The 11,682-nt window shown below is 67.0% G+C and carries 11 protein-coding genes; 3 read left to right on the forward strand and 8 right to left on the reverse strand.

Annotated features, from left to right (window positions below):
- Nucleotides 1-87 precede the first annotated feature (87 nt).
- Genes TPR58_RS17570 through TPR58_RS17590 form a run of 5 tightly spaced genes read right to left on the reverse strand, consistent with a single transcriptional unit; the run spans nucleotide 88 to nucleotide 4,868 of the window.
- The gene (locus tag TPR58_RS17570) at nucleotides 88-891 is read right to left on the reverse strand and encodes a glycosyltransferase family 2 protein (RefSeq protein ID WP_346248041.1); all 804 of its coding nucleotides are present in this window, start codon (nucleotides 889-891) and stop codon (nucleotides 88-90) included.
- The gene (locus tag TPR58_RS17575; protein WP_346248042.1) at nucleotides 888-2,084 is read right to left on the reverse strand and encodes an NAD(P)/FAD-dependent oxidoreductase; all 1,197 of its coding nucleotides are present in this window, start codon (nucleotides 2,082-2,084) and stop codon (nucleotides 888-890) included. The genes TPR58_RS17570 and TPR58_RS17575 overlap by 4 nt, the downstream gene beginning before the upstream one ends.
- A complete protein-coding gene (locus tag TPR58_RS17580) occupies nucleotides 2,081-3,070 on the reverse strand; it encodes a hypothetical protein (protein WP_346248043.1) in 990 nt (329 codons plus the stop codon). Before TPR58_RS17580 ends, TPR58_RS17575 begins: the two co-directional genes overlap by 4 nt.
- Nucleotides 3,067-3,894 (reverse strand): sugar phosphate isomerase/epimerase family protein, encoded by an 828-nt coding sequence (locus TPR58_RS17585; protein ID WP_346248044.1) that lies wholly within the window; start codon nucleotides 3,892-3,894, stop codon nucleotides 3,067-3,069. The genes TPR58_RS17580 and TPR58_RS17585 overlap by 4 nt, the downstream gene beginning before the upstream one ends.
- Nucleotides 3,891-4,868 (reverse strand): NAD-dependent epimerase/dehydratase family protein, encoded by a 978-nt coding sequence (locus tag TPR58_RS17590; protein WP_346248045.1) that lies wholly within the window; start codon nucleotides 4,866-4,868, stop codon nucleotides 3,891-3,893. The genes TPR58_RS17585 and TPR58_RS17590 overlap by 4 nt, the downstream gene beginning before the upstream one ends.
- A 172-nt stretch (nucleotides 4,869-5,040) precedes the next feature.
- Between TPR58_RS17590 and TPR58_RS17595 the strand changes: the two genes are divergently transcribed.
- Nucleotides 5,041-6,630 carry a hypothetical protein gene (locus TPR58_RS17595; protein WP_346248046.1) on the forward strand — a complete coding sequence of 530 codons (1,590 nt, stop codon included), beginning with the start codon at nucleotides 5,041-5,043 and terminating at the stop codon, nucleotides 6,628-6,630.
- On the opposite strand, the gene TPR58_RS17600 is transcribed toward TPR58_RS17595, so the two are convergent.
- The 3 genes from TPR58_RS17600 to TPR58_RS17610 form a co-directional block, all read right to left on the reverse strand.
- Nucleotides 6,631-7,251, reverse strand: a complete 621-nt coding sequence (locus TPR58_RS17600) for a glutathione S-transferase family protein (protein ID WP_346248047.1) — start codon at nucleotides 7,249-7,251, stop codon at nucleotides 6,631-6,633.
- Between the two features lie 99 nt (nucleotides 7,252-7,350).
- Nucleotides 7,351-7,923 carry a hypothetical protein gene (locus TPR58_RS17605; RefSeq protein WP_346248048.1) on the reverse strand — a complete coding sequence of 191 codons (573 nt, stop codon included), beginning with the start codon at nucleotides 7,921-7,923 and terminating at the stop codon, nucleotides 7,351-7,353.
- Nucleotides 7,898-8,929 carry an NAD(P)H-quinone oxidoreductase gene (locus TPR58_RS17610; protein WP_346248049.1) on the reverse strand — a complete coding sequence of 344 codons (1,032 nt, stop codon included), beginning with the start codon at nucleotides 8,927-8,929 and terminating at the stop codon, nucleotides 7,898-7,900. Before TPR58_RS17610 ends, TPR58_RS17605 begins: the two co-directional genes overlap by 26 nt.
- 90 nt (nucleotides 8,930-9,019) lie before the next feature.
- On the opposite strand from TPR58_RS17610, the gene TPR58_RS17615 reads away from it, so the two are divergent.
- Both TPR58_RS17615 and clpA read left to right on the forward strand, forming a co-directional pair.
- The gene (locus TPR58_RS17615; RefSeq protein WP_346248050.1) at nucleotides 9,020-9,217 is read left to right on the forward strand and encodes a DUF1192 domain-containing protein; all 198 of its coding nucleotides are present in this window, start codon (nucleotides 9,020-9,022) and stop codon (nucleotides 9,215-9,217) included.
- A gap of 136 nt (nucleotides 9,218-9,353) precedes the next feature.
- Nucleotides 9,354-11,672 carry an ATP-dependent Clp protease ATP-binding subunit ClpA gene (gene clpA / locus TPR58_RS17620; RefSeq protein WP_346248051.1) on the forward strand — a complete coding sequence of 773 codons (2,319 nt, stop codon included), beginning with the start codon at nucleotides 9,354-9,356 and terminating at the stop codon, nucleotides 11,670-11,672.
- Nucleotides 11,673-11,682: the final 10 nt, after the last annotated feature.

Genomic DNA, 11,682 nt, shown 5'->3' on the forward strand with positions numbered 1-11,682 from the left:
CCCCAGAGTAACCCTTGCCCTGGCAGCCCTATGGCGATGAATTGTTACAACTCGTCGGCGTGCGCGAGAAAAGGAACCGCCGGGGGGCTAACGGGCATCGGGCTTGTAGCGCCCCAGCGCAGCATTGAAGGTCTGCTTGAGCACGTCGAGCTTCGCACCCGAGCCGGAAATCTTGGTCGGGGTCGGCTCGCCGGCGGGATAGCGGCGGACCACCCCGATCTCGCAGCTGCGATACTTCAGCTGGTTGGCGCGGGTCGTGAGGTAGAACAGCAGCTCGTAGCGCATGAAGACGTCGCGGAACGGCGCGACGCGCGGATCGAGCAGATAGCGGCTGGAATAGGCGCGAAAGCCGTTGGTCGTGTCGCTGTAGCGCTTGCCCGCCGCCAGGCTGAGCAGCGGGGCGTGGATGCCGCGATTGGCGATGGTGCGCTCCAGCGGCGTATTCTCGGCGATGCCGCCGGGGGCGTAGCGCGATCCCTGGACATAGTCGAAGCCGGCCTCGAGCTTCTCGACCATGGTGCGGACCGCATCGACGCCGTCCTTGCCGTTGCCGTCGATCGTGACGATCCCGGCATAGCCCTGCGCCAGGCACCAGCCATAGGCCATGCGCAGCTGCGCGCTCAGCTTGCCCGGGCCGGTCTTGGTCAGCAGCGCCCGAACCCCGACGCTGCGCAGGAAATCGAGGTCGAGCGACCCGTCGGTCGATCCGCCATCGGCGACGACGACATCGACCGGCAACTTTGCCTCGGCAACGCGGCGAAGCTGCCCGCGGATGCGCTCGCCCTCGTTGATGACGGGGATGACGAGGACATGGTCGTGACGGCGTTCGGCGAGCACGACGGTGTCGTGCGCAGGGATCTGCCAGTCGGCGGGGAAGGACGTGTCGGTCATTTGCGTTCCGTGATGTTGGATGAGCCCCGCGGATGCGCCAGACCGTCACCCCGGCCGCAGACATAGTCGTCATGCGCGTCGCGACAGTCGGGTTCGGTGATGCGCATCAGGTCGAACAGGTCGTAGATATTGTCGATCTTGCCGCCCATGATCGAGGTGATCCGCGACGTCGCGGGATGGCGGTGGAACAGGATCGGGCGGCCGTCGTCGCGCTCGTTCTTCAGCAGCACCGTCTTGATGTCGTAGATCGATCGCTCCCAGCGCGCCTCGCGGATCGAGGGCAGGTAGCGCGCCGCGTCCAGCAGCATGTGGCGAAACCGGCTCTCGCGCGCCTCGCCGTCGCGCAGGCGTTGGGCCGGGTCGATATGCGAGCGGCCGGACCAGCTGAGCTGCGGCGTGTAGCGGACATGGGTCAGCGAATAGAGCCCCTCGGCCGGATAGGGCATGGTCGAGAAGAAGGGGCCGTCCATCACCGTGACGCCAAGGCCATCGAGGCTGGGCGGCGGCTGAACCAGCGCCAGTTCTGCAAGCTCGAACTTCAGCGGCGCGGGCGGCAGGTCGGCCAGGTCGAGCAGCTCGTTGATATGGGCATAGGTTACGTTGAAGGCACGCCCCGCCCGGATCACGCTGCCATCGGCAAGCTCGGCGACAACGCGGTCGCCCTGTTCGGACAAGGCGGCGACCGGCTGGCCGTAGAGCGTCTGCACGCCATGCCGGTCGAGCCGGTCGAGCAGCGACGCCTGGAGTCGCGACCAGTCGAACGCATATTCGCGGCATTCGAAGACCGCCTCGATCGCGTCCGGGTCGAACAGGCCGGACTCGCGCTGGTCGGCCAGGCGGATCGGCGCGTCCATGCTGGCGAACATGCGATGGAAGCGCCCCGCGGACACTTTCGAACGGCGCCGCGCGATCGCGTAGAGCATGCGGAAATCGTCGACGACCGCCTCGGGAAAGTCGGCGACGAAGCGGGTGTGCAGCACCTTCGACTTGACGGCGGTGACGAAGCTGCGCGGATAATGGAAGCCGGTATGCACCCGCGCCTGGTTGACGCGCGAGGCACGCGTCAGCGGGGCGGGCTCGGCCTCGACCAGCACCACCTTGTCGCTGATCGAGCGCAGGAACAGGGCGAGGCAGCAGCCATAGAAGCCGCCGCCGATGATCAGATAGTCGGCTTCGATCGCCGAACCGCTCATCGCGGCGCCCGGGCGATGCCGGCGTCGATGTCGACGTTCAGGTCGTCCTGCCGTCCGAACAGGTCGATCGTACCGATCTCGTCGACGATCAGGTCGTCCGCCGCCGGGTCGAGCCGTTCCATGATCTTCTGCATGCCCGTCGACACGCCGAACAGCGCGAAGCCGAGAAAGGCGGCGGTCAGGCTCTGGACGATCGCGGTGCTAAACCAGCCCGGCTGGACATGCGGCATGAACAGCCAGACCGCGACCGAATAGATGGCGAACGCGATGCCGGCAGCGACGGTAAGCAGCGACAGGATGCCCACCGCGGCCAGCACCAGCGGTGCCGAACTGACCAGCAGGCGATAGGCAAGCGCGACGCGCCGGCCCGACTGGCGGGTCGCGCGGCGACGGCGCGGAACCCGCGACACGCGCTGGCGGCGAACGGCGAAGCCCTCGTCCCGCGGCGGAAAGCGCAGCGCCAGGTCGCGTTCGGGATGGGCGAGCAGCCGGTTGAGGATGGCACGCGGAAAGGCGGCGGTCAGCGTGTCGCGCACCGATACGTCGAACCCGGCGGCGGCGCCCAGCATCGCCAGCGGGCCCTCGATCAGGCTGGCCTCGTCATCGGCGCAGACGATCGCGGTGTCGCCGTCGGCGGCCTGATGCGCGAGTTCGACCAGTTGGGCAGGTTCATGCTCGCCGATTCCGGTCAGGATCACGACATCGCCGATCGCCTCGGCCGCGGCCAGCGCGCGGCGGCGGTAGAAACCCGGATGCGCGCGTACCCGGATCCAGCGCAGGTTGCGCAATTCCTCGCCGTGACGGTCGATGCCGGCGGGCGGCATCTGGTCGCCATCGGCGATCAGGATCAGCTCCCAGTAGCGAAAGGCCTGGTCGATCGCCTGCGCGGTCCGGCGCACCGTCTCGAATTCCTCGGCGGTGATCGCACCTGCCGGGAAGCAGACCGAGACCAGCACGTCCGCGCGGCGCTCGCGTGCCGATGTCATCCCTCTGCCCCCGTCAGCCGCTCCAGCGCGCGGTCGAGTTCGCCGATGGCGTCCTCGCCCGGGTTGCGCATCTCGATCGAGACCCAGCGATCATATCCAGCCCCGCGCAGCGCCCGCAACACGGTGTCGGCATGCGCGCGGGTCGCCGGCGCAGGGGCGAGCTGCGGCTCGCTGACATGGACGTGCGACACGACCGGCAGCATCCGTTCGATCAGCGTGCCGATGTCGCCGAACCGGCCGGTCATGTGCAGCGCGCCGATGTCGAAATTCAGCGTGACGCCCGGATGGTCGACTTGCAGCACGAAATTATGGGCAGATTCCATGTCGGTCAGGAAATTGGTGCCATAGGTGCTGGGATTTGGCTCGATCGCGATCACTGCCCCCTGCGCCACTGCCTGGTCGGCCATCGTGCGGAAGCTGTCGGCGGCAAAGGCCATCGCATCTTCCTGGCTCATGCCGTCGGGGACGATCCGCTGGAGCGGCGATCCGAATACCAGGTTGGGAATGCTGAGCCGTCCGGCCAGCGCGATTGCGCACTCCAGCCCGTTCATCAGCCTGCCATGCTGCTCGGGCGTGCCGAACAGCGCGGCATCCTGGACGCCGAACAGCAAGGACTGCATCGAGACGAGCTGCAGCCCGGCATCGGTGACCTCGCCCAGCAGGCGCGCGACCGTCTCGTCCGACGGCTCGAACCGGTCCGGCTCGCCGTCGAGGAACAGACCGGGCGCGATCTCCAGGCCCGTCGCACCGTGGCGGCGCAGCGTCGCATAGGCCTCGGCGCGCTCAGCTGGCGCCCAAGCGATGTTGGAGACGGCGATCTTCATGCAGTCGAACGCTGGCTTGCGAAGAAGTCACGCAGCCGGTCGAGCGCCGTCGCGCGATCCTGGCTGTAATCCCCGGCACGGCCCCACAAATCGGCATGGCGGGTGCGCATGTTCTCGCGATAGACTGACGCGGTCGAGGGCGGGAAGGCTTCGCCGGTGAGTTCGCGATACAGGTCGGAGACCTCGATCGGCTCGGGAGCGAGATGGAGCACCGGTACGCGATGCTCGATCGCGCGACCGATATCGGACCATAGTTCGGCCAGGCCATAGAATTGGAAGCGGCTCTCGCCATTTGCGAAGGCAAGGGCCGTCGCACCGATCGCGCTCAGCGCCGCGACCAGTTCGTCCTCTCGTCCGCGCCGGCGAAGCAGCGCGCGGTCGCAGCGATACATGGCGAGACCCTCGTCCCAGCCATAGACCGCATCGAGTTCGGCGCGTGCCGCCTCCGGGATCGCATCGCGAATCTCGCTCAGGCGCGCTTCGGTCAGGAAGGAGGGGGCCGGGTTGAGCATGTCGAACAGCAAATTCTTCTTGAGACCCGCGCCGTAGAGCGCCGGCAGCCGCAGGACATGGCAGGTCGGGAAGATTTCCTGCACCGCGACCTCGAGGTGACGGCGATTGCGGCCATAGGCCTTGTCAGTCTCGAAGGCGTCGCTGCCTTCGTCCAGTCCGGCGTTTGCGTCGGCCAGAACCGCGATCGTCGAGATCAGCACGAAGCGCTCCGCCTTGATCCCGCGCAGATGGCCGATCAGCGCATCGATATTCGCCAGGTCGCGGTCGGGATTGCGGTTGGCCTCCCACATCGTCGCCGGCGCGGCGGCACAGACGACGGTGCCGAAGCTGCGCCCGGCGCTGTCGCCGATGGTGCGCGACGCATATTCGGCCGCGAAGTCGTGCGACAGGCGAAGATTGGTGCCGACGAAGCCGGTCGCGCCGATCAGGGCGTCGGGCTGGGGCGTATCCGGGCTGGTCATGATGCCCCTGCTCTGGCTGTGCTAAGGTCCGGCCGCGGCGGGATGCCGTGACGCCCACCGGTTGCGGCATCGGCCGGAGCGAATCAAGTCCTCCCGCTCTTGGCTTGGCCGTCATCGGCTGGCATCTGGCGGATCGGGTCGGTCGATCGTGGCCGGGCAGGGGACTGAAATCATGGCCGAACGACAGGCAAAGGCGGGCAGGCCCATCATCGGGTGGATCGCCGCGGGACTCGTCTGCCTCTTCCTCCTGCTGACGCTCGCCCAGATTCGCGACCCCTGGGGCGACGAGGCGATGCTCGTCACCAACCTCGCCCATGAGGGCGCGGCTGCGCTGTTCCGGCCGATGGCCTATTATGACCAGGCGACCCCGCTGGGGCACCGGTTGCTCGGCATGGTCATGGCCGGCCTCGGCGGCAGCGGCGGCATCATCGGCACCGTCCTTGCCCTGCGGCTGCTGACCGCCGCCGCCGCGGCCCTGGTGGCCGTGTCGGTCTATCGCACCGTGCGGATGTCCAGCACGGCCCTGTTTGCGGCGGTCGCCGCGGTGATCGCGGTCGCCGCGCCCATGCCGCTGCGCTATGTCACCGAGATCAAGCATTATGAATTCGAGGCGGCATCGGCGGCGCTGCTGATGCTCGCCGCCGCGGCGCTGGCACGCGACGCCGCGGGGCGGCGGGAAATCCTGTTCTATCTCGCCGCGGCACTGTTCGCCTGCCTGTTCTCGTTCACTGCGCCGATCCTCCTGGCCGTGTCGGCTGCCGCGGTCGCGCTGACCGTCGCGCTGCGCCGACGGGCCCTGCTGGCGGTACTGGGACAGCCCCGGCTGCTGGTCGCACTGGTGGCTGGCGTGGCGATCGCCCTGCTTCTTTATCTGGGTTATTCGCGACCGGTCACCGTCCATCAGCTATCCGCCTATCCGGTCGCCTATGAGGTGCCGGCGAGCTTTGGCGGTCGCGCGTCGTGGATGGTCGCGGGGCTGCCGAAGCTGCTCCACATGTGGCTGATCCTGGTCGCGCCCTGGGGCGACATGATCCGTCAGCATTCGGTGGCCCTGTCCGGCGCGTTCGGGCTGGTGCTGATCGTCGCGCTGGCGCTTGCCGCGCGTCGCGCGCCCTTCGTTGGCGCCTTCACCGGACTGCTGATGCTGGCGGTGCTGGCCGCGATCCTCATCGGCGTCATCCCGATCACCTCGACCCGACACTTCCTGTTCCTCCAGCCAGTACTGGTCGTGCTGCTGGTGGTCGCGCTCGCCGAGCTTCTCGCGCTGGTCGGGGCGCGTATCCGGTTGCCGCAGGCGGGCGTCGCGCTGGTCGCCGTCGTCATCGCCCTCGGCTATGTCGCGCTGGGCCTGTCCTCGCTGCGCACGCTGAAGGTTCAGGCGATCGCCCCGCTGCTGGCGAAGGCGCGCAGCGAGTCGCCCGACGCTCCGGTCTGGGTCCACTCGGCCGGCCAGCCGACGGCGCGGCTGGTGCGCCCGGACGGCCAGCGGTTCATCGGCAAGCTCGACCCGCGCAGCGTCCCCCAGGGCTGGCATGTCGCGGCGGGCGAGTGGACCTCGCCCCACGACCAGACCGTCCGCACCGACTATTACCGCCAGACCGCCGAGAGCTTCCGCCCCTATCCCGAGCTGTGGATGGTCTTCGTGGACCGCAGCGACGAGGAGCGCGAGCCCATGCTGAACGCGGTCACCGCTGCCTATGGGCGCTGTACCCAGAGCGGCAGGGACATCGGCGCGACGCTGTACCGGTGCACCCGCCGCTGATCAGGCGTCGATCGGCACATGCCGCGGCCGGGCGGCAACGCGCGCCAGCCACGCGCGGATATGGGGATAGGGCGCCAGGTCGAAGCGTCCTTCCTCCGCGACATGGGTATAGGCGTAGAGCACGATATCGGCGACGGTGAAGCGGCCGGCAGCCAACCAGTCGGTGCGCGAGAGGTGATCGTCCATCAGCGCCAGCGCTTCGATGCCCGCGCTCCGCTTGCCCGGCAGGTTCGCCCGCTGCAGTTCCGACAGCGCGTCCTCGCCGACCCAGCCATACCAGAAGCGCAACGTCGCGATGTTCGGCTCGTGATTATATTGTTCCCAGAACAGCCAGCGCATCATGTCGGCATGATCGAACCGGTCTTCGGGAACCAGCGGGGTGCCGTGCGCAAGGTACAGGCAGGCGGCATTGCTTTCCGGCAGGAAGGTCTCGCCGATCTGCAGCGTCGGGATGCGGCCGTTGGCGTTGACCGTCGCCAGGAACCCGGGCGTGCGCGTCTCGCCTTTCAGAATGTCATATTCGCGCCGCTCGATCGGCTGGCCGACATGGGCCGCGGTCAGCCGGATCTTGTAGCAATTGCCCGATGGCGAATATTCGTGAAGCAGCAGGCTGGACATCATGATCTCCCCGTGAAAGCTGCCGACCTCATGCCCGTGGCGCGCGGCCTGTCCAACTGAAAGCGGGGCGGCATCTGCAAGCCTGGCTTATCGATGGCCGGCTCAGATGATGCCCTGTTCCTCGCGCGCGCGGACGTGATGGTGCCAGGTGAGCCATGCCCATAATGCCACTGCGCCGACGAAAACCCAGCCCCACAGATGCTTCCAGAACGGGAAGATCGTGCCGTCGCGCACATCCCGCCCGGCGGCGCGGTTCAGCATCTCGATGCCTTCGTCGCTGAGCGGCATGGCCGTGGTCTCCCAGCGCGTGCGCGTGAACAGCACGTCGCCCATGTCGCGATAGTAGAAGAAGGGCATGCCCAGCAGCGTGATCTCGCGCACCGAATAGCCCAGCCTGGCTTCGCGTTCGTCAAAGCCGCCAGACGGCGGGGCGGTGTTCGCGAGCCCCCGGACCGCGTCGAACGCCCATTCCGCCTTGCTGCGCGGCCGCTCGACATGCACGCCCCACCTCGACACCGCGCTTTCCGGCTCGCTCAGCTCGCCCGGCGGGATCTCGACATCGGCGACATGCGCGACGACCGGCTGGTTGCTCGCCAGCCAGGGCCGGTCGGAAAACAGCATGATCGCAACGAACGCGATGATGATGGCGCTAAGCAGATTCTCCCGCATCGACATTTTCAGCCTCCCCCAAGGTCAGAACGATCTTTCCGATATGTCCGCCGCCGTCCATGCGAGCATGCGCCGCGGCCGCATCCTCCAGCGCGAACGTGCGGTCGATCAGCGGCTTGAGCCTGCCATCCGCGACCATCGGCCAGACGGTGCGATGCAGTTCGTCGGCGACCATCGCCTTGAACGCGGCGTCGCGCGGGCGCAGCGTCGATCCGGTCAGCGTCAGCCGGTTGCGCATGATGTGGAAGATGGGGATCTCCGCGGTCATGCCGCCCTGCGTCGCGATCGAGACATGGCGCCCGTCCTCGGCCAGGCATTTCAGGTTGCGCGGCAGATAGTCGCCGCCGACCATGTCGAGCACGATATCGACGCCGCGGCCGCCGGTGATCGCCTTGACCCGCTCGACGAAATCCTCGGTCCGGTAGTTGATCGCGTGATCGGCGCCATGCGCCAGCGATGCGGCGCATTTGTCGTCGCTGCCCGCGGTGACGATGATCGTGATGCCGAACAGCTCCGCCAGGCTGATCGCCATCGTGCCGATGCCGCTGGTCCCGCCATGGACCAGCACGATATCGCCTTCGGTCGCATAGGCGCGCTCGAACAAGTTGGTCCACACGGTGAACAGCGTCTCGGGCATTGCCGCCGCCTCGATCATCGTCAGTGCCGGTGGCACGGGCAGGCACTGGCCGGCCGGCGCCACGCAATAGTCGGCATAACCGCCCCCGGCGACCAGCGCGCAGACCGACTGGCCGATCAGCTGCGATCCCGCCTCGTCGCCGGCCGAAACGACTTCGCCGGCCACTTCCAGGCCCAGGATCGAGGGGGCGCCGGGGGGCGGGGGATAGGCGCCCTGCCGCTGGACCACGTCGGGGCGGTTCACCCCGGCGGCGACCACGCGGATCAGAACCTCGCCCGGTCCGGGCTGCGGCACCGGCCGCTCGACGAGAATCAGAACCTCGGGACCGCCCGGGGACTCCGGGTCGATCGCGCGCATCAGTGTCGGAAGCGTCATCGGTTCGACCCCATAAGCATGTTGACCCTCCCCATATGGGTCTGTCCCGTTATTGACATCGCCTCCGCGCGGGTCAACGTTGTGACTGCGATGGACCTCGACGAGACTCTCCCGCGCCGCAAGGACGAACTGGTCGCCGAACTGGCGAAACAGGATCTCGATCCTTATTCGGTCGCCGAGCTCGACGATCGGATCGAACGCCTTCAGGCAGAGATCGAACGTACCCGCGCCAAGCGAGAACGGGCCGTTCACCATCGCGCAAGCGCAGACGCGTTATTCAAGCGATGAGCGTTGCACCGGAGCGAAGCGCGAACGCCGCCAACCTCCGGTACCGGGCCGCACCGCTTGATGCGAGCGTCCTCACTCCCGACATATGGGGAAAGCGGACCGCGTATCCCACTGGTCCGACTGGAGTTGTCATCTGATGCCAAGTTTCGCCTCCGCCCTCGAATCGACCCTCCACAAGGCGCTGGAAGCCGCGTCTTCGCGCCGCCACGAATATGCGACGCTCGAGCATCTGCTGCTCGCGCTCGTCGATGACGAGCATGCGTCGAAGGTGATGAGCGCGTGCGGCGTCGATCTGGGCGAGATCAAGAATACCGTCTCCCATTATCTCGATACCGAGCTGGAGGCGCTGAAGGTCGAGAATGCGACCGATCCGTCGCCGACCAGCGGGTTCCAGCGCGTCGTCCAGCGCGCGATCCTCCACGTCCAGTCTTCGGGCCGCGACGAAGTGACCGGCGCGAACGTGCTGGTCGCGCTGTTCAGCGAGCGCGAGAGCTATGCGGTGTATTTCCTGCAGCAGCAGGACATGAGCCGGCTCGACGCGGTCAGCTTCATAAGCCACGGCGTCGGCAAGGGCTCGACCCCGACCGAGGCGAGCACTCCCAAGGGCGCGGACGACGACAAGTCGGCCAAGTCCGAGCCGAAGGGCGCAAAGGGCGAGAGCGCGCTGAAGCAGTTCACCGTCGACCTCAACGAGAAGGCGAGGAACGGCAAGGTCGATCCGCTGATCGGCCGCGGCCCCGAGGTCGATCGCACGATCCAGATCCTGTGCCGCCGCAGCAAGAACAACCCGCTCTATGTCGGCGATCCCGGCGTCGGCAAGACGGCGATCGCTGAGGGCCTTGCGCGCAAGATCGTCGAGGGCGAAGTGCCCGACGTGCTCAAGGAAGCGGTCATCTATTCGCTCGACATGGGCGCGCTGCTGGCCGGCACCCGCTATCGCGGCGATTTCGAGGAGCGGCTGAAGCAGGTCGTCAACGAGCTGGAAAAGCTGCCGCACGCGGTGCTGTTCATCGACGAGATCCACACGGTGATCGGCGCGGGCGCGACCTCGGGCGGCGCGATGGACGCGTCCAACCTGCTCAAGCCGGCGCTGTCGGGCGGCACGATCCGCTGCATCGGCTCGACCACCTACAAGGAATTCCGCAACCATTTCGAGAAGGACCGGGCGCTGCTCCGGCGCTTCCAGAAGATCGACGTGAACGAGCCGACGGTCGAGGACACGATCAAGATCATCACCGGGCTGCGTTCGGCGTTCGAGGGACACCATTCGGTGAAGTACACCCCCGACGCGATCAAGTCGGCGGTCGAGCTGTCGGCGCGCTACATCAACGACCGCAAGCTGCCCGACAAGGCGATCGACGTGATCGACGAAGTGGGCGCGATGCAGATGCTGGTGCCGCCGTCGAAGCGCAAGAAGGTCATCACCGCCAAGGAGATCGAGCAGGTCATCGCCACCATGGCGCGCATCCCCGCCAAGAGCGTGTCGACCGACGATACCCGCGTGCTCGCCAATCTGCAGACCGACCTGAAGCGGGTCGTGTTCGGCCAGGACAAGGCGATCGAGGTGCTCAGCTCGGCGATCAAGCTGAGCCGCGCGGGTCTGCGCGACCCGGACAAGCCGATCGGCAACTATCTGTTCTCCGGCCCGACCGGCGTCGGCAAGACCGAGGTGGCGAAGCAGCTGGCCGAGTTGCTGGGCATCCCGCTCCAGCGGTTCGACATGTCCGAATATATGGAACGCCACAGCATCTCGCGGCTGATCGGCGCCCCTCCGGGCTATGTCGGCTATGACCAGGGCGGCCTGCTGACCGACGCGATCGACCAGCAGCCGCATTGCGTGCTGCTGCTCGACGAGATCGAGAAGGCGCATCCGGACCTGTTCAACATCCTGTTGCAGGTGATGGACAACGGCAAGCTGACCGATCACCACGGCAAGACGGTCGATTTCCGCAACGTCGTGCTGATCATGACGACGAATGCGGGCGCCAGCGACATGGCGCGCGAATCGATCGGCTTTGGCGAGCTGACGCGCGACGATGTCCAGGAAGAGGCGGTGAAGAAGCTGTTCACCCCCGAATTCCGCAACCGCCTCGATGCGATCGTGCCGTTCGACTATCTGCCGACCGGAGTCGTCTCGCGCGTGGTGGACAAGTTCATTCTCCAGCTGGAACTCCAGCTGTCGGATCGCGGCGTCCATATCCAGCTCGACGACGAGGCGAAGGCCTGGCTGACCGAGCGCGGCTACGACAAGCTGTACGGCGCGCGCCCGATGGGCCGCCTGATCCAGCAGAAGGTGAAGCAGCCGCTGGCGGAGGAGCTTCTGTTCGGCAAGCTGATCCATGGCGGCGAAGTGAGCGTGAAGCTGAAGGACAATGAACTTGTCTTCCAGATCACGCCCGCCGCGCCGAAAAAGCCGGGCAAGGGCCGCGGCAAGAAGGCAGTCGCCAAGGCGTAGGCCGGCGCCA

Source organism: Sphingomonas rustica, assembly GCF_039652585.1.
Classification (GTDB): Bacteria; Pseudomonadota; Alphaproteobacteria; order Sphingomonadales; family Sphingomonadaceae; genus Sphingomonas; species Sphingomonas rustica.

What these genes read in the sequence shown, in the direction of transcription:
- TPR58_RS17575 (WP_346248042.1), bottom strand. Translation starts at nt 2,084, where the DNA reads ATGAGCGGTTCGGCGATCGAAGCCGACTATCTGATCATCGGCGGCGGC.
- TPR58_RS17595 (WP_346248046.1), top strand. Translation starts at nt 5,041, where the DNA reads ATGGCCGAACGACAGGCAAAGGCGGGCAGGCCCATCATCGGGTGGATC.
- TPR58_RS17570 (WP_346248041.1), bottom strand. Translation starts at nt 891, where the DNA reads ATGACCGACACGTCCTTCCCCGCCGACTGGCAGATCCCTGCGCACGAC.
- TPR58_RS17585 (WP_346248044.1), bottom strand. Translation starts at nt 3,894, where the DNA reads ATGAAGATCGCCGTCTCCAACATCGCTTGGGCGCCAGCTGAGCGCGCC.
- TPR58_RS17605 (WP_346248048.1), bottom strand. Translation starts at nt 7,923, where the DNA reads ATGTCGATGCGGGAGAATCTGCTTAGCGCCATCATCATCGCGTTCGTT.
- TPR58_RS17615 (WP_346248050.1), top strand. Translation starts at nt 9,020, where the DNA reads ATGGACCTCGACGAGACTCTCCCGCGCCGCAAGGACGAACTGGTCGCC.
- TPR58_RS17600 (WP_346248047.1), bottom strand. Translation starts at nt 7,251, where the DNA reads ATGATGTCCAGCCTGCTGCTTCACGAATATTCGCCATCGGGCAATTGC.
- clpA (WP_346248051.1), top strand. Translation starts at nt 9,354, where the DNA reads ATGCCAAGTTTCGCCTCCGCCCTCGAATCGACCCTCCACAAGGCGCTG.
- TPR58_RS17610 (WP_346248049.1), bottom strand. Translation starts at nt 8,929, where the DNA reads ATGACGCTTCCGACACTGATGCGCGCGATCGACCCGGAGTCCCCGGGC.
- TPR58_RS17590 (WP_346248045.1), bottom strand. Translation starts at nt 4,868, where the DNA reads ATGACCAGCCCGGATACGCCCCAGCCCGACGCCCTGATCGGCGCGACC.
- TPR58_RS17580 (WP_346248043.1), bottom strand. Translation starts at nt 3,070, where the DNA reads ATGACATCGGCACGCGAGCGCCGCGCGGACGTGCTGGTCTCGGTCTGC.